Source organism: Carnobacterium sp. (assembly GCF_040274425.1).
In genome coordinates this window covers 1-21,226 of sequence record NZ_JBEMBC010000021.1, presented here as the reverse complement: position 1 = coordinate 21,226, position 21,226 = coordinate 1, and the positions used below count along the sequence as shown (strand labels likewise).

The window sequence follows — 21,226 nt, the reverse complement described above, 5'->3', positions numbered from 1 at the left end:
AAATAGTGTTGGTGCATCAAACTAAAATTTCTTCTGGAATGAACGGGTTTGCTTGTATAGAGCCATGAGACCGCCTGAAGCTTATAACTTCAGACTTTCAAGCCTCAAACAAAGCGTAATCGCTGAAGCGTCAACGCTCTGTAATTCGCATTGAATCCTTTACACGGCTACAAGCAACCCCTATTTCTCCAAAAATTTTGTATAATCGAGTTTAAAAATCTACCAATACTAAAAATTATAGAACCATCAAAAAAAGCTAAGAAAAAGGATTAACTCCTTTTTCTTAGCTTTTTTATATTCTTATTCCAGGCTTTCTTTGATTCTCACAGCTGTTTTTAGCGGGATCCCGAGACCGTTTATTTCTTCCACACTGGCTTCTTTTACATTTTTAACCGATTTAAAATGTTTTAGTACTTTTGTACGTGTTTTTGGTCCAACACCTTCGATACGATCCAATTTAGAGGATAAACTATTCTTTCCACGTAATTGGCGATGAAATGTGATTGCAAAACGGTGAACCTCATCTTGAATCCGTTGGACAAGGTAAAATGCTTGGCTAGTTGGTTTAAGAGTCACTTTTTGCAGGTCCTCTCCAAAAATAAGTGAGGAGGTTCTATGTTTATCATCTTTCACCATACCTGCTACTGGAATGGATAACCCAAGTTCATTTTCAAGTATATTAATAGCCCCATTAACTTGAATTTTCCCACCATCCATTAAAATCAAATCAGGCAACGGCTTGCCTTCTTTTAAAAGCCTTGTATAGCGTCTGCGAATAACTTCTTCAGTTGTTGCCAGTTCATTGCTACCAGAAACACTTTTTATTTTGTATTTTCGATAATTACTTTTATCTGGCTTTCCATCTAAAAAGGAAACCATAGCTGAAACCGGATTTGTTCCTTGAATATTAGAGTGATCAAAGGCTTCAATGCGACTGACTAAAGGTAAATTTAATGCTTCTGATAATTCTTTGATCGCCCCGATTGTTTTGCGATCATCCATCTCAATCAGTTGGAATTTTTCATTTAACGATATTTCACTATTTTTTGTCGCTAGATCCAACATATCCTTTTTACGTCCTTGGATTGGAACTTTGACTGGAATTTCCAATACTTCTGATAGAATTTTTGTATCTACACCGTTTGGAACCAATACTTCTCTAGGAAGCAGGTGATTGTCTTCTTGATAAAATTGAACAATGTAAGAGGCTAATTCTTCTTGAGGTGTATCGTAGCAAGGAAAAATAGTCGCTTCCCGTTTAATTAACGTCGCTTGTCGAATAAAGAATACTTGAATGGAGATCCAGCCTTTATTCATGTAATAACTGAAAACATCTCTAGTCGTAAAATCATTGGTAATAATATTTTGTCTTTCTACAGTTGTTTCAATATATTGAATTTGATTGCGATATTCAGCTGCTCGTTCAAAAGCCAGTTCTTCAGCTGCTTGCATCATTTTACTTTTCAATATTTTTTTTATTTCTTTTACATCACCGTTCAAGAACCGTTTAATTTTGTCGATTTGAGCATCATACTCTTCTTTAGGAATCTCATGATCACAAGGACCAATACATTGCCCAAGATGGTAGTACAAACAGGCTCTCTTTTGATATCCATTGCATTTTCTCAACGGATAAACTTTTTGGATAAACTGTTGAGTCTCACTCGCTGCATATACGTTTGGATAAGGACCGAAATAATGACCTCCATCTCTCTTTACTTCAGATGTAATAATGAGTTGTGGATCTTTTTCATTTGTAATTTTTAAATAAGGATAACTTGTCCCTTGTTTTAATTTAATATTGTATTTTGGCAGGTGTTTCTTTATTAAGGTAATTTCAAGCAGTAAACATTCTTTATCGGTTGAAGTAATAATGGTTTCAAAATCAACAATTTCTTCAACCAATAGCTGGGTTTTCCCTTCGTGCGTTCCTCTAAAATAAGACCGTACTCTTTTTTTTAAATTTTTAGCTTTTCCGATATAAATAATTTCTTTCTCTTTATTTTTCATTAAGTAGCATCCTGGTAAGTCAGGAAGCAACAGTAGTTTATTATTAATATGTGTACTAACCATATCTATGATTCCCCTTATATTCTTCATTACTTTTTTAGCGTAACTCTATAATCCTTATTCACTAGTTTACCATTAAACAGTAAAACAACGACAGAATTAATACTCTGTCGTTGTTTTTGTCTTATTATTTTTTAGTAGAACTAAATAAAAACCAGTTATTAAATGCACTGTAATCGGAGTAACCTACTACAATATCTTGATATACATATTTCTTTCCAAGCTTATGTTCACCTGATTTATATTTCTCTTCAATATCTTGTGCCATTGCTTGATACAAATTTTCTATTTGTTCTCCGTCAAGTTGTCCATATTTGTTTTCCCATGATTCTAAAAATGCTTCTTCATCACTATCTAAATAAAAATCAATTTCCACTTGCTCCGCCACTTGAATCACCTTTTCTAAGAAACTTTTAATTTAAGATATTGATCGTAATTGTTTTTCTGCCAAAATTATTAGCTTGTTGAACGCTCGGGAAATGAATATCGATTTTATTTCCTTTTATTGCTCCACCAGTATCACCGGCGATAAATATCCCATATCCTGGTATTTCAACCATAGAACCTAAAGGGATAACTCTTGGATCTACTGCTATAACCATGGGGTTGCTTTCTAGATTGATTCCTGTTGCTGTATGAGTACTTAAATTAGCTTGTTTTGTTGAATAGCCCGTTGCAGAAACGACAATTGATTTTCCTTTTGAAGATGTTTCTGTACTTTCAGCAGGTTTAGTTGTTGCTGTTTTTTCAGTTTCAACAGTAGATTCTGTTTTTTTAATTTCCGTTTGATTGTTTGATGATTCAGTTGCAGTTGTTGTCACTACCGCTGATTCTTTTTCTGTTTTTGTTGCAAGAGTTGCCTTAGCTTCAGCAGCTGCTTTATCTGCTGCTGCTTGTTCTTCTTTTGCCTTAGCCTCTTCCGCTGCTTTTTCCTCTGCTTCGGCAATTCTTGATTCTTCTAATTCACGTTGTTCATCTAACTCATTTAAAATTGCTTGATTTTCATCCATTGTTTCTTGAAGACTTGCGACTTGTGTATCTAATTCTTCTTTTTGTTCTTTAGCTTCTACTGTTTGATTTTCTAATAAAGCTAAATCTTTTTCTAATTCATTTTTTAAGTCTGCTAATTCTTGTTTTTCATCTTCAGCTAATTCCAATTGATCATTTCCTGCTGATTGGAGAGTAACTAAAACATAAGCACGATTAAATAAGTCTGTAACACTTTCAGATTCAAATAATGACACTACTACGTTTTGATTTACTTCTGCTGTTTGCATCGATAAAATACGTTCTTTGGCTTGATCCAATCGTTCTTTAACAACTTCTTCTTGTTCTGAGACTGTTTCACTAGTTGCTTGAACGGTCTCTTTTAAAACTTCAATTTGAGTGGTTAATTCTTCTAGCTCACTATTTTTTTCATTTACCTTAGTTAATGCTTTATTGATTTGACTATCAATTTCTGCCATCTCTTTTTCTTTTGTATTCTGTTGCGATTCAATTTCATCTAATGTCGCTGCAAAACCAACGGTCGGAATGACGTTAACCAATAATAAAGCCATCATAAGGCTGGAAACTAGTTTTTTTATTCTCACAAATTGACAACACCCTTCTCTTCTACTTTTAAGCTCTTCAATGATTATAACCAATAAAACGACTTGTTATATTTCTTTACGATTACTTTTTATTACAAAACCTTTTTTTAGTATGCTAAAATTGTAATAATCGTATTAGGAGGATGAAAAATGTCTAAAAAAATCTATTTTGCTAGTCCACTCTTCTCTGAGATGGAAAAAAGTTACAATGAAAAGCTTGTCCTTAGTATTAGAGAAACTTATTCAGAAGTAGATGTCTATGTTCCTCAAGAACAAGGTGAAATAAATGATAAAAATACTTATGCTGATTCGATCGCTATTGCTAAATATGATACCGAGGCACTGCTAGCTAGCCAATTAATGGTAGCTGTCTTAGATGGTTCCACAATTGATGTCGGTGTTGCTACAGAAATTGGTGTTGCTTATCAAGCCGGAATTCCAATTGTTGGTCTGTATACTGATTCTCGTCAACAAGGTGCTACAAATCCTCAAAAGTTAGCCGCTTTACAAGAAGTTGCAGAATCTCAATTCTCTTATGTCAATCTTTACACGGTTGGACTTATAAAAATGAATGGTGCTATTTATAGCACTTCAGAAGATTTTATTACAGCAATTAATGATTATTTGTAATTTTTTGTAACAAAAGAGCAATGGAAACCAATTGGCTTCCATTGCTCTTTTATGTGCTTTTCTTTAACTATCTTCTATATTTAAAGAACACGAGTTGTTGGTTCAGTAAACCAGCTGATGAATAACCCAATTACAAAACCAATTGCAGCTGGAAGAATCCATCCCATTCCGATACTGAATAATGGAAGATACTCATTGCAAAATGCTAAGAATTCTTGCACTCCATTAACACTTTGAACGTTTTTTGGTAATGCTTTGAATAGATCTGCCACACTTACCACTAAAGTAAATGCTGTTGTTGTCACATAGACTACTTGTCTATCCTTGAATAAAGGAGACAACAGAGCTAATAAAATCAGCGTTATTGCTAATGGATACAAGAACATTAAGACTGGTAATGAATACGCAATAATATTTGTTAAACCTACATTAGCGACTAGCGTTGTTAAAACACTAAATACAACAACATAAGCTTTGTAGCTGATCGAACGAGGAAACATTTCTTTAAACGTTTCCGCACAAGCTGTAATTAAACCAATCGCTGTTTTTAAACATGCCACTGTTACAATCACCGCTAGCAGCACACTACCTAATGAACCGAAATAAAATTGAGAGATTTGCGTTAAGGCAATTCCGCCATTTTCTGAAACTGGAAATTGCCCAACACTCATTGTGCCTAAATAAGCTAAACTAGCATAAATGATTCCCATTAAAATAATGCTGATCAACCCAGATTTGACCGTGTCTTTTGCTATTTCACTTGGTTTAGTTACTCCAAGATTTTTAATCGTTTGAACCACGACTATCCCAAAGGCTAGAGAAGCTAATGCATCCATTGTGTTATATCCTTCAAGAAATCCACTAACAAAAGGTTGATCGATATAATTACCAGTGATAGGTGCTTCTGCTATCCCTCCCATTGGACGAATAAATGCTGTTAAAATTAAAACACCTAAAAACACCAAGAATATAGGATTTAATACTTTACCAACATATACCAATATTTTCGTTGGTTTTAAAGAAAGAAATAATGCGACACCATAAAATAAAATAGAAAAAATTGCTAATCCTAATGTTTGATAGTTTGCACTGATGTAAGGTGTTATCCCGATTTCATAAGAAACCGTACTTAACCTTGGTAGCGCAAAAAATGGTCCAATTGTTAAATATAAAGCTACTGTCATAAAATAGCCATAATAAGGATGAATGCGACTAGCTAAATCAAATAACCCATTACTTTTGGAAAGCCCGATAGCAATTACACCTAAGAATGGCAACCCAATACCTGTGACTAAAAACCCTAATGTAGCCCAACTTACACTTGAACCTGCCACTTGCCCCATGTGAACGGGAAATATTAAATTACCAGCTCCAAAAAACAAACCAAACAACATGGATCCTATATAAAGATAGGAAGACAATGTTAATCCTTTTTTCATAAAAAACCGTCCTTTCTAACGTATCTGTGTTACACGTAACTTAAATAATAGCTTTTTTGACACTCTCCTTCAAGTAAAATCCTTAATACGATTGAATCTTACTAAAAAAGATCTTTATTGCTTTTATAGATGATGACACAATTAAAAAAACTGTTAGACTATTTTAACGATCAGTATTTCTCAACATTAAGAAAACACCTCCTAGTTATAGCGAGGTGCCCCTTATTTATTTTTTAAATTTAGTATTGTTGATCGTAGTCAATCAAGTTTACAGGCAATTTTTCTTCAGCCAAGTAAGCTTTTAGATTTTCTTCAAAGATAGCAAATAGACGTTTTTTGAAATGTTCAGCGATTCCAGTAATATGAGGAGTAATCAAAACATTTTCTCTATCCCATAGTGCGCTCTCCTCTGGTAAGGGTTCTGTTTCAAAAACATCTAATCCGGCGAAAGCTATCTGACCATTATCAAGAGCTGCTATTAAATCGTCTGTTTTAACCGTTGGTCCTCTTCCAACATTGACAAAAAGAGTTCCTTTTTTCATTTGGGAGAAAATATCTTGATTAAAAAAGTAATGCGTTTGATCCGTATGCGGTAAGATATTTATGACGATGTCCGCTTGTTTCACTTGGTCAACTAGTTCCGGCTGCTTAATTAATTGATCCATGTATTCAACATCTCTTCCACTGCGATTTACACCGATTGTTTTCATATTAAATGCTTTTGCCAATCGTCCAACTTCCAAGCCGATTTTACCGGTTCCTACGATCATGATCGTTTTTCCGTGCAATTCCATCAATTTATCTACTTGCTCCCATGTTTTGGTTTGTTGATCTTTAACTGACTTTTGAATCCCCCTAGCGTAAGCCAATAGTATACCAAAAACCGATTCTGCAATCGGCACACTATGTATCCCACTTCCATTAGTAAGTAAGATATTTTTTTGTTTTAGCTTTCCTAAATCAAGAAAATCGACACCCGCTGCTTTTCCTTGTGCCCACTTCAACTGACTTTTTTCATTTTCTAATAACTCTTGTGAATATTGTCCTGTCCATCCATATATGATTTCAACAGACTCTAAAGAGATCTCTTTTCCATCTGTTTCCCAACCTTTAATCAATTCATATTCTGGAGCTAGTTCTTTTAGCGTTTGAAGTTGTTCTTTTGTTGTTTCTTGCATCAGTAAAATACTTTTTTTAGTCATTTTAAAATCACCTTTTCTTTTTTTCTTTTATTATCTCATTACAAAAAAAGATAGCAAAGAATTTCCCTTATCTAATTTCATTTTTTGTTAATTTATACATCTTAAATGGTACAATAGAATGAGAGATAGAGGTTTAGAACGGGGTGCTTGGATGGATAAAGAACATTTGCTGATGACAAAAATAATTATTGAGGGTGACTTTCATGATTTTCAACTGTACAGTGGGAAGTTTTATTTGTGGACCAATCAAAAAAACTTGAACATCTACAATTGGAACAAATGGATGCAACAATTGACTTTAATTGATCGACCCATCTATTTAGAACCACAACCTACTGAGCAATTACGCGTTACATTAGATGAATTAGCCCCATTCTTAGAACGAACCCTTTCTTTTTCTGAATCAATTTACGATAGTGCTTTATTTAACCATACCTTGTATTTTTCAGATTATACTGGGTTTTATCGTTATTCTTTAGTAAGAAAAGACGCTGAAAAAATACGCATTTGGGAACAGCCAGTTTATTCTATCTCACTATCGTCTACAGGAAGAATGGCGTTATCTGCTGGAGAAGCTGGTCTTTTTGAATACTTACTCTCTTCTTACTATTATTATGAACAACTTGAACGCCAAGTTGCCACACGTGTGTATCAACTAAATTCCCATTATGCTTCTCAAGCGATATGGGATCATCATGATCTTATTCAATATGGTCGAAGTCAATCTGAGATAACGTACAAAACTCAATTTAATGAACAAAAAGGTCAGTTGCACGTTATTAGTAGTTTGCCTATAACTCAGTTAAGCGACTCTTTAACTAGCAGTGTGCAAGAATATTTGCTGCCTTTATCTTTAAATCCACCTTCCATGCAAGATGGTCTTCTATTTTCATTTGAAATGGATCAGCAAAAAGTAAAAAAAGATCGTTTATATCGTTCTAAGTCTGTTCGCTTAATAGAGAAACTTCCAGCTACCCTTGAAAGCTCACCAAATTCAACCGATTTCTTACTAGTCGTTCCTGCTTCAGCTATCTTTAAAGTTATTTTACAAAATGAAGTTCTATTAGAACTCCCTAGACAAGAGATTCAGAAATTTAGAATTTATAACCGAACACGGCATTACCGTAATCAATTGCATATTTTACTAGACGAATCATTGATTTTATATCTGTTCACAGAAATTAATCGTTAAAAAGAGTCCTTAGATGATGATCTAAGGACTCTTTTAACTTTTTTATTAAGCGTCTAATGGATCTTTACCCAGGTAAGCTTGCAACATCCAAACTGTTTTATCTACACCAGATTTATACCCAATCAATAGGTCTTGTGTTGCATCGTCTCCTGCTTCACCCGTGAGAACAATTCCTTTTGCTAATTTATCCCCAATGATTCTATAATCTGAAACAGTTGATGCTACCATTTCCTCAGCAGTTTCTTTTCCATCATATGGTGCTTCTTTAACTAAAGAATGTTCTAAAAACTCTCCTAAAGACGCATAAGGTTTTCCGCCTACTGCAATCAAACGTTCTGCTAATTCATCAAATTGTTCAGTTACTCCGTCATACAGTTCTTCAAAGGTTTCATGCAACTTAAAGAAATGAGGACCTTTTACATAAAAGTGATGTTGATACAGTTTAATGTTAAAAACCCCATAAGTTGCAACCAATTCATTTAACAATTCTTGTACTTCAGTTTGTTTTTCCACTATTCTATTCCTCCTGTTTGTTTTATTTATTAACTTATACTTATTATAATCTAACTAATCATTATAGTCTAGCATAACCCCCCTGTTTTAAAAAAAATTTAAACGATTGTTATTCATTAAATAATTAGACTATTTTACCCATTTAAAATAGTTTGTAGGCAATTTACGAATAAAAGAATCCCTAACATCGCATTTCATGATTATTTGTGCTAAAATGGTCAAGATATATAAAAGAATAGGGGTAAATAAATTAAATGATTACAGTAACTAATGTAAGTTTACAATTTTCAGATAGAAAATTGTTCGATGATGTAAATATAAAATTCATTCCTGGCAATTGTTATGGTCTAATTGGTGCAAATGGTGCAGGTAAGTCAACTTTCTTAAAAATATTAGCTGGTGAGATTCAACCTTCAACCGGTAATGTTTCTATGGGTCCCGATGAACGTTTGACTACTTTAAGTCAAAATCACTATGGTTTTGAAGATTATACTGTTTTAGAAACAGTTATTATGGGACACAAACGTTTATACGAAATAATGAAAGAAAAAGATGCTGTCTATATGAAAGCTGACTTCACTGATGCAGATGGTATTTTAGCTGCTGAATTAGAAGGCGAATTCGCTGAATTAGATGGTTGGGAAGCTGAACCTCAAGCAGCTGTTATGTTACAAGGTCTAGGAATTTCAGAAGATATGCATGATAAAAAAATGAGTGAGTTAACAGAAGGTTTAAAAGTTAAAGTCTTGTTAGCACAAGCTTTATTCGGTAAACCTGACGTTCTTCTATTGGATGAGCCTACCAATGGTTTAGACAAACAATCAATTGAATGGTTAGAAGAATTCTTAATTGATTTTCCTAATACTGTTATTGTTGTTTCCCATGACCGTCACTTCTTAAACAAAGTTTGTACTCATATGGCTGACGTTGACTTTAGTAAAATCAAATTATATGTTGGAAACTACGACTTCTGGTTAGAATCTAGCCAATTAGCTTCTAAATTACAAGGTAATGTAAATGCTAAAAAAGAAGAGCAAATTAAAGAACTACAAGCCTTTATTGCTCGATTTAGTGCAAATGCGTCTAAGTCGAAACAAGCGACTTCTCGTAAGAAAATGTTAGAAAAAATTACTTTAGATGATATTCAACCTTCTTCTCGTCGTTACCCATTCGTTGGATTTACTCCTGAACGCGAAATTGGAAATGACCTTTTGCGTGTTGAAAATATTTCTAAAACAATTGACGGCAAAAAAATATTAGATAATATTACTTTTACGTTAAATAAGGACGACAAAGTTGCCTTTTCAAGTAAAAATGATATTGCTATTACTGTTTTATTCAAAATTTTGACGGGCGAAATGGAACCAGATTCTGGTACATTTAAGTGGGGAGTAACGACTTCTCAATCTTACTTACCAAAAGATACTACTGACGAATTTACTGATGCAAAGTTAACCGTTGTAGATTGGTTGCGTCAATTTGCTTCTGCTGAAGAAAATGACAATACATTCTTACGTAGTTTCTTAGGTCGTATGCTTTTCTCTGGTGAAGATGTACTAAAAGAAGTATCTGTTCTTTCCGGTGGAGAAAAAGTTCGTTGTATGTTATCTAAAATGATGTTGAGTAAATCAAACGTTTTAGTAATGGATGATCCCACAAATCACTTGGACTTAGAATCTATTACAGCTTTAAATGATGGCTTGATTGCTTTTAAAGGCTCAATATTATTTGGTTCACATGACCACCAATTTATCCAAACCATTGCAAACCGCATCATCGAAATTTCTCCAAATGGAGTTGTCGATCGTGCTGAAACAACTTATGATGATTTCTTAGATAATAAGTCTGTTAAAGAACAAATTGCGGCTTTATACGCTACCGTATAAATTGCTTGATAAATTAAAAACACTCATGAAAAGAAAATCTTTTCATGAGTGTTTTTTTTATTTTCTAGCTTTATGCACTTTTAATTTTTTCCCTTTGATCGTACGATCTTGCATTTCTTCAATAACTAATGGACCTTTTCCATTTAGAATATCGATATATGTGACATTCTCTTGAATGGTAATAATACCAATATCATCAGCATTGATTCCAGGGATTTTAGCAATCGTCCCAACAAAATCGACTGCACGCATTTTTTTCTTTTTCCCGCCGTTAAAATAAACTTTAGTAATACCGCGATTCAATTCTTTTGAACGTACTTGTTTCAATGGTGGACGTTCTTGTAATTTTTTCTCGAAAGCAGATTTATGACTTTGAACTAATCGTGTAGTTGGCAATGAGACTTCAATAACCGTTTGACCAGCATACTCTTTCACTTCATTCCACCATTTTTCTTCTCTAGGTGTCACCAGTGTCAAAGCCATTCCAGTTTTTCCAGCTCTACCCGTACGACCAGTACGATGCACAAAGCTCTCTTTTTCTACTGGTACGTCAAAGTTGACTACGTGTGTTACATTTTCAATATCGATTCCTCTGGCAGCAACATCCGTTGCCACTAAATAACGGAATCTTCCTTGTCTGAAATCATCCATAACGGAAAAACGATCCTCTTGAACCATTCCACCATGAATTTTATCAATTGGCAATCCTGCTTTATTTAAAAATGTGTATAAGTTATTCACAGCTTCTTGTGTATTGCAAAAAATCATACATGAATCTGCGTTTTCCACAGTTAATAAGTCAAGCAGTTGCTGCTCTTTCTTGTCTTCTTGTACCTTGACACTCGATTGAATGATTTTAGGTTTTGATAATTCAGTTGTCTCAATAACAATGGATTGTTTATCTGACTTCATGTAAAAACTTGCTATACGTTCAATTTCTTTTGGCATTGTTGCTGAGAAAAGTAGTGTTTGACGTTCTGCAGGTAAAAAGTTAATGATCGCTTCTACTTGGTCCGCGAATCCCATATTTAACATCTCATCAGCCTCGTCTAAGACTAAGCATTCGATTTTTTCTATTTTGAATGTTCCTTTTTGTAAGTGATCTAATACACGACCAGGTGTACCTACAACAATATGACTTTTTTGTTTCAACTCAGATTTTTGAGTATCAAATGAGGCTTTACCATAGACTGCAGTAGCCTTTACTCTCTTTAAACGGCCAACATTCATTAAGTCTTCTTTAACTTGAATAGCCAGTTCTCTTGTTGGAACTAAAACAAGCACTTGAGGTTTGTTTTCTTCCCAATCGACTTTTTCACATAGCGGTACTCCATAACTAACTGTTTTTCCGCTTCCTGTTTGTGATTCTACAATAACATCTTTTCCTTCTAATGCTAATGGAATCACTTCTTCTTGAACTTTAGTGGGATGAAAGTAACGTAAGCTTGTTAAAGCAGCAACGATCTCATCACTAATTGCAAATTCTTCAAATGTTTTCTTTTTATTCATAATAACCTCTTTCAATTGTTCAGTTTCTCTTAGTATAACAGCATATGCACAAAATTACTTTCTTTTAAAGAGATAATTTAGTAAAACAACTTAATAAGTGTCAAGAATCGAACCTTTTGACGACTATTTTTCCATTGAGTTTCGTATAAGAACATAAAAAAACGTGGTATACTACTAACGAAAATGATTAGTTTTTTATAGGAGGAATCATAGTGAAGACTATTCTTGTATTGCATACTGGCGGAACCATCTCAATGAGTGAGGATCAAACAACTGGGAAAGTTTCCCCAAACTCAGAAAACCCTTTAAATAAACGTGGTCATTTGTTTGATAATGTGGCGAATATGATTGTTGAGGATTTTTTTCACTTACCCTCTCCACATATGACACCTGATAAAATGCTTTTATTAAAAAATAGAATCCAACAAGCGATTGTTGCTAATGAAGCAGATGGAATCGTTATTACTCATGGAACAGACACATTGGAAGAAACAGCGTATTTTTTGGATCTGACACTAAAAACAACAATTCCAATTGTTGTAACTGGAGCTATGCGTTCAATCAACGAAGTCGGTTCAGATGGACTGTACAATTTCCAAAGCGCTATCTGGGTTGCTCTTTCTCAAGAGGCTAAAGAAAAAGGTGTTTTAGTCGTGATGAATGATGAGATCCATACTGCGCGCTATGTGACCAAAACCCATACAAGTAATGTTGCTACTTTCCAAACACCTACGTTCGGACCAATTGGATTGATTTCAAAAAATAAAGTCCTCTTTTTCCAAAAATTAATTGAAGAAGAAGTTTATTCGATTGAAACTGTAAGTAAAACTATTTTTCTACTAAAAGTTTACGCTGGAATGGATGGAACGTTATTTGATGCTATAAATCAACCTACTACTGATGGTCTCGTGATTGAAGCCTTAGGCGCCGGCAATCTGCCGCCTGCTACTTTATCTGCCCTAAATCGTTTGATAGCCAATCACATTCCCGTCGTGCTTGTGTCACGCTCATTTAACGGTATTGCGCAAGATGTTTATGACTACAAGGGTGGAGGTAAGCAACTGAAAGAAGCTGGGGTTATTTTTGCAACTGGATTATCTGGCCCTAAAGCACGTATCAAATTACAAGTAGTCTTAAGCCAAGATACCTTACCTCGCTCACTCGAAGAGTACTTTTAATAAAAAAGAGAGTGGGACAAAAAGCGTTTAGACCCGAATCACTGGAACGAATAAGCGCAGTATGGTCATCGACCATCGAGCATTATTCGTGAAGTGGACGTCGGGTCTGCTTTTTGGAGCACGTTTTAGAATAAACATTCGTATATAGAAAAGAGGCTGGGATTTTTATCCCAGCCTCTTTCCTTTTTTAGTTAGTCAACTGTTTTCCATACAATACTGGCTTCACAATTTGTAACTCCTTCAGCCACTATACGATGGGCCGTAATCATGTCGTTATCTATAGTTTTTGTTGTACTCATTTCACTGTGGATCAATTGTCCATAATGAACTTCCTTTTCAAACTTGATTGTCATACTTTCTATTTCGTGAGTTGTAAGAAATTCAAGAGTTAATGTGTCAATAGCCCACTCTATATATTTAGAGTTGTTCACATGTCGGTTGCTATCAATATCTAAGTATCTTACACGGTACTCTTTAGAGATCATCGTTTCTTCGTCGACTTTTATTGGTTTTGGACTGCGCACTAATTTCTTAGTAAATTCAGATTCATACGGTGCTACAAGCTCATCTGGCACACGTGCCATTTTACGTTCTTCCACATTCATTAGAGCAAATGTACTATTAACGGTCACACATAAATTGCCTTCTGCATCGTATACTCTAAACGTCCGGTAACAAAACAACTTATTGTAAGAGGTAGCTTGGGTTGTAATGTTGATTGTTTCATAAAAAGCCGGCATCCGTTCAACTTTCACTTCATATTGAAGAATGATCCAAGCTAATCCTTTCTCAGCTAAAACTTCGTCCCCTACTCCTAATAAATAGCTTTGCTCACCCGATACGTGAAGCATGACATTCAACAGCATAGAAAGTGTCATTTTCTGAGTTGTATCACACTCGTAATATTTAATTTGATGCTCTTTTTCATATATTTTCCCACTCATTCAAAATCCTCATTTCCTTTTAAAAATTCTTCTTTAAGAATAGCACATTTTTATTAAAAACACCTGAAAAATAAGGCTATTCGTTCCCATTCTTGCTTCAATCATTATTTTAAACATGGGATTTTTGAGCTAGAAAAAAGAGACTAAGAAAATCTTAGTCCCCTTTCTACATTATTGGCATGTTAGAGGATTTTCTTCTGGATACTTTTACCTTATTACATCTTTTTCAACAATTCAGCTTGGGTTGAATACAATTGGTAATATAATCCTTTTTCAGCCATTAACGCATCATGACTACCTGATTCTTGAATTTTCTTATCTGCAATATAAAAAATACGCGAACTATTTTTTATAGTTGAAAGTCTATGTGCAATAATAAATGCTGTTCTGCCTTCTAATAAGCGATCTAACCCTTCTTGTAATAATATTTCCGTTTGTGTGTCAATACTAGAGGTGGCTTCATCCAATATGAGCACTTTAGGATCAGCCAGCAAGGTACGAGCAAATGAAATCAACTGTCTTTGTCCAGCAGATAATGTGCTTCCGCGTTCTTTAACAACGGTACGATAGCCATCTTTTAAGGCTATGATAAAGTCATGTGCACGGACGATTTTTGCAGCACGTATAATTTCTTCTTCAGTAGCGTCTAACTTCCCAAAACGAATATTTTCCATAATGGTACCAGAAAAGATAAACGTCTCTTGGAGCATCACGCCTATTTCATTTCTTAATGAATTTAAGGTTACTTTTCGAATATCGATTCCATCTACTAAAATTTCGCCAGAATCTACATCGTAAAAACGAGTCATTAAATTAATTATAGTAGACTTACCTGCACCGGTCGGACCGACTAGCGCGATAGTCTCTCCAGAACGAACCTGGAACGAAAGATCTTCAAAAATTGGTTGGTCTTTTTTATACCCGAATGTTACATCATTAAACACCACATATCCTTGGATAGGTGGTAATTCAAAGGCATTCGGTGCATCTTGAATTTCGGGCTCAATGTCCATCAATTCAAAAATACGTTCCAAGTAAACCATACCCGTTACTAGACTGTTATAAAAATTACCAATATTGATCATTGGGTTCCAAAAGTTATTGACGTATCCGATAAAGGCAATCAATATACCGGTAGATACATCTACTCCCATTCCACTTAACCCCACAAAATAAATAATTGAAATCGTTAGTGTGGCAATATTTTGAATAAATGGCGCAAGCAAGAACTGAATTTTTACAGCGTGCATCCAAGTTGATCGCTGATTCTCACTTACTTCTGAAAAAATATCTCTATTAACGTTTTCTCGCGTAAATGATTGGGTAACTTTGATTCCAGCTACACTTTCATGAATGTAAGCATTCAATTCTGCTTGTTTACTGCTGACTTCTTCATATGCTTCCCGTTGTTTTTTTTGAATCACCAAAGTAACAACAAACAAAACCGGTAGCAAGATAAAGCTATAAAGAGTTAATCGAACGTCCATGGTAAACATTATTGCTAATGTAACGACTAGACTCATGACGTCAGATAAGACATTGATTAAACCATTAGACAATAAATCACTTAACGAATTAATATAATTTACGACACGAGTAACGATTTTTCCATGAGGGCGGCTATCAAAAAAAGAAAATGGTAGCTTTTGCAAATGAACAAAAACATCAGTCCTCATATCTTTTAATACGTTTTGTCCCAATAAAGTAATATTTCTTATGCGGTATCTTGAAGACCAGCCGCCAAATAACTGTGCCAGTGAAAACAAGATAATGATCCACATCAATTGTGTAGTGTTTTTAGTGGGAATCGTTTCATCAATAACAATACTTGTAAAGTAAGGTCCTAAAACTAAAACAATATTGGAAACCAGAATCGCAAAAAAGAGTTTTAAAAATCCACTTTTATATGGGGCAAGATAGTTACCGACTCTTTTTAATAGGTTCGTATTTGCTGATTGTTTATTCTTTTGTTCAATTGAACTTTCAGTCTGTTCCATTTGTCTCTACCTCCTCTTCATCAGATTGCCCTAATTGTTTCTGATAAATTCTATAGTAATACCCTTTTTTATCTAGTAGAGAAGCATGATTTCCTCTTTCGATGATTTCTCCTTTAGATAGGATGATAATTTCATCAGCAGATTTTACAGAGGATATTCGATTGGCAATAATAAACGTTGTTTTTTCCTTCATTAACTCGCCTAATCCTTGTTGGATTTTTACTTCTGTTTCCATATCTACAGCAGAGGTTGTATCATCTAAAATTAAAATAGATGGATCTTTCATCAGACCTCTTGCTAAAGAAATCCGTTGCCGTTGACCCCCAGACAATCCACTGCCGCGTTCTCCTAAATACGTATTATATTGTTCAGGCATACCCTGAATAAATGGATCAGCATCTGCTACTCGTGCGCTTTTTTGAACTCGCTCAAGATCTGCTCCAGGAGTTCCAAATGAAATATTTTTTTGAATCGAATCAGAGAATAGAAAGACATCTTGCATAACAATTGCAATGTGACTCCTCAACTCTCTAACATTCCATTTCTTTGCATCGATTCCATCGATCAATACTTTTCCCTCAGTAGGATCAAAGAAACGCGAGATAAGGTTAACCAATGTTGATTTACCAGAACCTGTCTCTCCTAGAATCCCAATCGTCATACCTGGCTTAGCTTTTAACGAAATATGACTCAAAACAGGCGTTTCAGGATCATCCGCAAAAGAAAATGAAACATCTTGAAATTCAACAATACCTTGAATTGTTGCAGCAGATTCCTTTTCTTCAATAGGAATCATCGGTTTAGCGGCTAACATTTCACGAATTTTATAGGAAGAAGCAATGAATCGCTGTAAATCATTCACGTACCAACCAACATTACGCATCGGCAAGTTCAGCATCCATATAAAACCATTAAACGTAACTAAATCACCTAAACTCATAGACCCATTAATTACTAAAAATCCTCCGTATCCTATCGTAATGACCGATAAAAAACCTGCAAGTGTTTCTAATGGTGGTAAATACGTTCTTGTTACATTAGCAGAATCCATATTACGTTGTTTATAATCATCGTTGTATTGATCAAATTTTTCTTTTTCATAATCTTCTCTTGCAAAAGCTTTGATAACTTTATTCCCACTAACATTTTCTTCAACCATTGAATTTAATCTTGAAAAACTTTCTCGAATTTCATAATAAACAGCGTTTGCTTTTCCTGATAACAAAACTGTTAAAATTCCTATAAAAGGTGTAACAAGTAATAAAGCCAACATTAATCGCCATTCTATAAACCCCATTACTATGATCGCCGATACTAACAACAAAAGATTGTCTAAAACATTATACGATAACCATGAAATCGCATGACGTATGGCATCCGTGTCCCCTGACATCCGAGCCATAATATCTCCTACGCGTGTGTTATTGAAAAAAGCAAAATCAAGTTCTTGAAGTTTTTTATATAACGCTTCCCTCATTTGGTAGATAGCGTCTTGTCCTATCCGTTCAAACATAATCTGATACACATACCTTAATACTGTCCGTAACACTGTTGCACCAATCATTAAGGCTAACAATGGGATAAGGAGATTGCTCTGCGCATCCACAATGACTCGATCGACAATTTCTCCTCCAATCAATGGTGAAACAATATTTAATACCGCGACAATAATCACCATAAACGTTCCCACTAGAGCTTTTACCTTATTTGATTTGATATACTGTGAAACCCACTTAATACTGCTCATAAACAATGCCTCCTACTCTTACTTTTCATATACTAATAAGCAACTATGTCTTTCATACAGTTCATTTACTATTCGAGCTTCGAGTAAATAACTTATTCATTTCCTTCTATTATATTTGATTAGGAATATGAATACACTTATTCTGCTCACTGGTGTCGATTATGTAATCTATTTTTTTGCTTTCCCACTATTCATCCACTGTCAAACAGCCTTTATTAAATAACGTAAACGAGCTCAAAAAATTGCATTGGCACCTCCAAATACGTAAAAGAGGCTGGACAAAAATCCCAGCCTCTTCTTTTATAGGAATGTTATTCTAAAACGTGCTCCAAAAATCAGACCCGACGTCCACTTCGCGAACAATGCTCGATGGTCGATGACCATACTGCGCTTATTCGTTCCAGTGATTCGGGTCTAAACGCTTTTTGTCCCACTCTCTTTTCAACCATATAGTTAAATTCATTTGTCTATTTTAAAGCAATTTGGTTTCTTTTTTCATTGGGAAGAACGTTTTTTCACGAATGTCAAAATAGTGCTCTCTAAAGGGGTGGTCAGAATCGGCATTCCAAGGTTTAGCATGTCCACAGAAATGAATAACAGCAGGATTTTCTCTTGCTTCATCCCATTTTAATTGTCCTTGAATCGTTGGATGTTCTACTTCTTGCAACATCATATACGTTTGAGCGTTCCAACGAGGATCAAGTTCTAACCATCTATCATGTAAAATAGCATTTAGTGCATCTTGATCATGAAATCTTAATTTTTCAGGATTGTTTTCAATGAAATCCAAAACTTGTTCTGTTATTTTCTCTTCACGCCATTTTTCTAGATTCATTACCATTAGGCCTGAATTAAAGTAAAGATCTGTTTCGCTTTCAATGCCCATCTTTTCTAAACGATTATGAAAACCAGCATCTTCAACTGCACCTAATAGTTGGTCTCCTAAATCAACTTCCCAAAGTGCTTCAATATCTTCTAACGTAATCATATCGCAATCCATATAAATAGCACGCTTAGTTTCTTTTAATAGATTCGGAATTGAAATACGGTAGTAAGCCGTTTGCGGAATCCGATCGCTTTCTACTGCACCTGAAAATTCGGTAGGATCAATTGTGACATAACTGATTCTAGCATTGTATTCCCCTACTGTACGATTCAATAAAAATTTTGAACGAAGAGAAATATTATCATCAATCACATAAAAGTGAAAAGTTGTGTGTGTTTGTTTTGTTGTTAATAGTGAAAGAAAGAGTGTTGCCAAGTGTGGCACAAATGCTTCATTGCTCGATGAGACAATTGAGATACTTTTTTGTTCAACCATTGGTAATTCCTCCTTAAATTTGCTTCATTCTTATCTTGACTAAGGTATCTTAATATCGCCAGATAAGTATCCATTTTTAGAAGAGCTACTCTTCTAGTTTTCTAATTGTCTTATTTAGTTTGATTAACAGCATCTTTTTTAGTTACTTCATCATAAAATGGTGTTTTTTTTAATTCTTCCAAATACTTTTTAGTATATGGATGGTATTCATCAGAATTCCATGGTTTATCATGTCCTGTGAAATGTACGATGGACGGCTGGTTAACAGCTTCTTTATAAGCTTTAACGTAGTAATCATTTGGTGGTTGATGCCTTTCAAATACTAAAGAAGTTTGAGCATTCCATTTTGGATGAAGTGCATACCACTTCTCATATAGGGTTCCATTCAAGGCATCTTGATCATGATAGATAATTTTATCTGTTTGTTCTTCAAGAAACGTCAATGTTTTCTCAGTGATTTTAGCCTTACGCCAATTAGTCAAATCCATTAACAACAAGCCAGAATTAAAATAGTAATCTTCTGTTTCAATTCCTAATCTAGGATGAACCAAAGCTTGTCCAGGATCGATTACAGCACCAACCACTTTATCTCCTATATCCGTTTCATATAATTTTGAAACGTCATCCAATACTAAAACATCACTATCGATATACAATACTTTTTCATAATGTTTATCTTCTAATAAATCAGGTAATGATATTCTATAGTAAGCTGTTTGTGTGATGTGGTCGCTCTCCATAACGTTGGCATACAATTCTGAATCGACTTCTAAATAGTCAATTGTAGCAGTGTGATTGGAAATACTTTCTTCTAATTTTTCTTTACTCTCAGAAGTTATGTGATCATCAATAATGTAAAATGCTACATCGTAATCACTAGAAAGATTATCCAAAATTGTTTTTAGAGTGACACTTAGGTAAGGTGCATAATTATTATCTGCAGCACTTACAATCGGAATTAGTTTTTTTTCTCCCATTTCCAACCATCCTTTCTATCAGTTTATTAAATAATCATGAGTATTTAATTAAGATTTGATTTCTATCTATACAAAATTCTACCTCTTTATTCTTTTTTTTACAAACAATATGCCTTGATATAACAACGTTTACTTTAAAATATTAGAAAAAAAGCGTATTCAGCAATCGTCTATACCTTCTCATGACTTGCTTTCTTTGACTTTTAGTTCTTTAGTACTATAGAAAAAATTTCTTTTTCATGTATACTAAAAATAAACTCAAAAATAAAAAAATTACCTATTATTCCTTATTTATAAAAATTAGCTTGTCTAATTTATCAAGATAGTAAGTGAAAGAGAAGAAGGTCTTATAGTGAAAATTTATCTTATGTTAACCGATACAAATACTGTTTTTTCAAGAGCCATTAAATTGTACACAAAAGCAACGTATAATCATGCTTCCATTGCTTTGGAGCCTTCATTATTAAAACCATACAGTTTCGGTCGCAAATATGCGCATAACCCTTTTTTAGGTGGTTTTGTAGAAGAAGATTTGTCGCGTCATTATTTTTCAAGAGCCCAGTGTGCTATTTATACATGTGAAGTATCTGAACAACAATATAAAAACTTAGTTGAATTGCTTTCTTTTTACAATCAGACTAAAGAAATCTATCGTTATAATTTAATTGGTTTAGTTACTTTAGCTTTAAATATTGATTTTGATAGGAATGACGCTTTCTTTTGTTCTCAATTCGTAGCATCCGTTCTTAATGAAAGTGGCATTCATACATTTGAAAAAGAGCCGCATTTTGTTACGCCTGAAGATTTAAGTCACCTTTCTATATTTGAACAGCTTTATTCTGGTTCATTGATGGACTACCTTTTAACGGTTTCTGAAGAACAAACTAAACCGCAATTGTTATTATCGTAAGTCTAATGAAAACAGTATGAGCATAAAAAAAGATCAAGACAAAATGATATGCTCCCAATATAGTAGACAGTAGAAATAATAAAAATTCTACTTTACTATACTGGGGGTATTTTTTTGCG

At 34.3% G+C, this 21,226-nt stretch carries 17 protein-coding genes; 5 read left to right on the top strand and 12 right to left on the bottom strand.

What is annotated here, in order from left to right:
- Positions 1-300 precede the first annotated feature (300 nt).
- The 3 genes from uvrC to ABS911_RS06220 form a co-directional block, all read right to left on the bottom strand.
- Positions 301-2,073, bottom strand: coding sequence for an excinuclease ABC subunit UvrC (gene uvrC, locus ABS911_RS06230; protein ID WP_350466833.1), 1,773 nt, complete (start codon positions 2,071-2,073; stop codon positions 301-303).
- Positions 2,074-2,197: 124 nt separating this feature from the next.
- Positions 2,198-2,446, bottom strand: a complete 249-nt coding sequence (locus tag ABS911_RS06225; RefSeq protein ID WP_350466832.1) for a hypothetical protein — start codon at positions 2,444-2,446, stop codon at positions 2,198-2,200.
- Positions 2,447-2,483: 37 nt separating this feature from the next.
- Complete coding sequence (locus tag ABS911_RS06220) at positions 2,484-3,662, bottom strand: 3D domain-containing protein (protein ID WP_350466831.1); 1,179 nt, start codon at positions 3,660-3,662, stop codon at positions 2,484-2,486.
- 150 nt (positions 3,663-3,812) lie between these two features.
- Between ABS911_RS06220 and ABS911_RS06215 the strand changes: the two genes are divergently transcribed.
- Positions 3,813-4,292, top strand: coding sequence for a nucleoside 2-deoxyribosyltransferase (locus tag ABS911_RS06215; protein WP_350466830.1), 480 nt, complete (start codon positions 3,813-3,815; stop codon positions 4,290-4,292).
- 80 nt (positions 4,293-4,372) lie between these two features.
- Here the strand turns inward: ABS911_RS06215 and brnQ are convergent, their stop codons facing one another.
- Both brnQ and ABS911_RS06205 read right to left on the bottom strand, forming a co-directional pair.
- Positions 4,373-5,731, bottom strand: a complete 1,359-nt coding sequence (brnQ, locus tag ABS911_RS06210; protein ID WP_350466829.1) for a branched-chain amino acid transport system II carrier protein — start codon at positions 5,729-5,731, stop codon at positions 4,373-4,375.
- Positions 5,732-5,970: 239 nt separating this feature from the next.
- Positions 5,971-6,933, bottom strand: a complete 963-nt coding sequence (locus tag ABS911_RS06205; RefSeq protein WP_350466828.1) for a phosphoglycerate dehydrogenase — start codon at positions 6,931-6,933, stop codon at positions 5,971-5,973.
- A 151-nt stretch (positions 6,934-7,084) separates the two neighbouring features.
- On the opposite strand from ABS911_RS06205, the gene ABS911_RS06200 reads away from it, so the two are divergent.
- Entirely contained in the window at positions 7,085-8,125 is a 1,041-nt protein-coding gene (locus tag ABS911_RS06200; protein WP_350466827.1) for a hypothetical protein, read from the top strand.
- Positions 8,126-8,170: 45 nt separating this feature from the next.
- Here the strand turns inward: ABS911_RS06200 and ABS911_RS06195 are convergent, their stop codons facing one another.
- The gene (locus tag ABS911_RS06195; RefSeq protein ID WP_350466826.1) at positions 8,171-8,638 is read right to left on the bottom strand and encodes a Dps family protein; all 468 of its coding nucleotides are present in this window, start codon (positions 8,636-8,638) and stop codon (positions 8,171-8,173) included.
- A gap of 254 nt (positions 8,639-8,892) precedes the next feature.
- Here ABS911_RS06195 and ABS911_RS06190 point away from each other — a divergent pair, with 254 nt between their 5' ends.
- Positions 8,893-10,524: an ABC-F family ATP-binding cassette domain-containing protein gene (locus ABS911_RS06190; RefSeq protein WP_350466825.1), complete on the top strand. Its 1,632-nt coding sequence runs from the start codon at positions 8,893-8,895 to the stop codon at positions 10,522-10,524.
- Positions 10,525-10,581: 57 nt separating this feature from the next.
- Here the strand turns inward: ABS911_RS06190 and ABS911_RS06185 are convergent, their stop codons facing one another.
- Entirely contained in the window at positions 10,582-12,033 is a 1,452-nt protein-coding gene (locus ABS911_RS06185) for a DEAD/DEAH box helicase (protein ID WP_350466824.1), read from the bottom strand.
- Between the two features lie 212 nt (positions 12,034-12,245).
- Here ABS911_RS06185 and ABS911_RS06180 point away from each other — a divergent pair, with 212 nt between their 5' ends.
- Entirely contained in the window at positions 12,246-13,211 is a 966-nt protein-coding gene (locus tag ABS911_RS06180; protein WP_350466823.1) for an asparaginase, read from the top strand.
- A gap of 191 nt (positions 13,212-13,402) precedes the next feature.
- On the opposite strand, the gene ABS911_RS06175 is transcribed toward ABS911_RS06180, so the two are convergent.
- The 5 genes from ABS911_RS06175 to ABS911_RS06155 form a co-directional block, all read right to left on the bottom strand.
- Positions 13,403-14,155: an acyl-[acyl-carrier-protein] thioesterase gene (locus ABS911_RS06175; protein WP_350466822.1), complete on the bottom strand. Its 753-nt coding sequence runs from the start codon at positions 14,153-14,155 to the stop codon at positions 13,403-13,405.
- A 215-nt stretch (positions 14,156-14,370) separates the two neighbouring features.
- Positions 14,371-16,152: an ABC transporter ATP-binding protein gene (locus ABS911_RS06170; RefSeq protein ID WP_350466821.1), complete on the bottom strand. Its 1,782-nt coding sequence runs from the start codon at positions 16,150-16,152 to the stop codon at positions 14,371-14,373.
- The gene (locus ABS911_RS06165) at positions 16,139-17,899 is read right to left on the bottom strand and encodes an ABC transporter ATP-binding protein (protein WP_350466820.1); all 1,761 of its coding nucleotides are present in this window, start codon (positions 17,897-17,899) and stop codon (positions 16,139-16,141) included. The genes ABS911_RS06170 and ABS911_RS06165 overlap by 14 nt, the downstream gene beginning before the upstream one ends.
- Before the next feature lie 472 nt (positions 17,900-18,371).
- Positions 18,372-19,220 (bottom strand): glycosyltransferase family 8 protein, encoded by an 849-nt coding sequence (locus ABS911_RS06160; protein ID WP_350466819.1) that lies wholly within the window; start codon positions 19,218-19,220, stop codon positions 18,372-18,374.
- A 110-nt stretch (positions 19,221-19,330) separates the two neighbouring features.
- Positions 19,331-20,197 carry a glycosyltransferase family 8 protein gene (locus ABS911_RS06155; RefSeq protein WP_350466818.1) on the bottom strand — a complete coding sequence of 289 codons (867 nt, stop codon included), beginning with the start codon at positions 20,195-20,197 and terminating at the stop codon, positions 19,331-19,333.
- 352 nt (positions 20,198-20,549) lie between these two features.
- Here ABS911_RS06155 and ABS911_RS06150 point away from each other — a divergent pair, with 352 nt between their 5' ends.
- The gene (locus ABS911_RS06150) at positions 20,550-21,107 is read left to right on the top strand and encodes a C40 family peptidase (RefSeq protein WP_350466817.1); all 558 of its coding nucleotides are present in this window, start codon (positions 20,550-20,552) and stop codon (positions 21,105-21,107) included.
- Positions 21,108-21,226: the final 119 nt, after the last annotated feature.

Coding starts and splice junctions, on each gene's coding strand:
- uvrC (WP_350466833.1), bottom strand. CDS start 2,073: ATGGTTAGTACACATATTAATAATAAACTACTGTTGCTTCCTGACTTA.
- brnQ (WP_350466829.1), bottom strand. CDS start 5,731: ATGAAAAAAGGATTAACATTGTCTTCCTATCTTTATATAGGATCCATG.
- ABS911_RS06170 (WP_350466821.1), bottom strand. CDS start 16,152: ATGGAACAGACTGAAAGTTCAATTGAACAAAAGAATAAACAATCAGCA.
- ABS911_RS06175 (WP_350466822.1), bottom strand. CDS start 14,155: ATGAGTGGGAAAATATATGAAAAAGAGCATCAAATTAAATATTACGAG.
- ABS911_RS06190 (WP_350466825.1), top strand. CDS start 8,893: ATGATTACAGTAACTAATGTAAGTTTACAATTTTCAGATAGAAAATTG.
- ABS911_RS06155 (WP_350466818.1), bottom strand. CDS start 20,197: ATGGGAGAAAAAAAACTAATTCCGATTGTAAGTGCTGCAGATAATAAT.
- ABS911_RS06215 (WP_350466830.1), top strand. CDS start 3,813: ATGTCTAAAAAAATCTATTTTGCTAGTCCACTCTTCTCTGAGATGGAA.
- ABS911_RS06160 (WP_350466819.1), bottom strand. CDS start 19,220: ATGGTTGAACAAAAAAGTATCTCAATTGTCTCATCGAGCAATGAAGCA.
- ABS911_RS06205 (WP_350466828.1), bottom strand. CDS start 6,933: ATGACTAAAAAAAGTATTTTACTGATGCAAGAAACAACAAAAGAACAA.
- ABS911_RS06185 (WP_350466824.1), bottom strand. CDS start 12,033: ATGAATAAAAAGAAAACATTTGAAGAATTTGCAATTAGTGATGAGATC.
- ABS911_RS06165 (WP_350466820.1), bottom strand. CDS start 17,899: ATGAGCAGTATTAAGTGGGTTTCACAGTATATCAAATCAAATAAGGTA.
- ABS911_RS06200 (WP_350466827.1), top strand. CDS start 7,085: ATGGATAAAGAACATTTGCTGATGACAAAAATAATTATTGAGGGTGAC.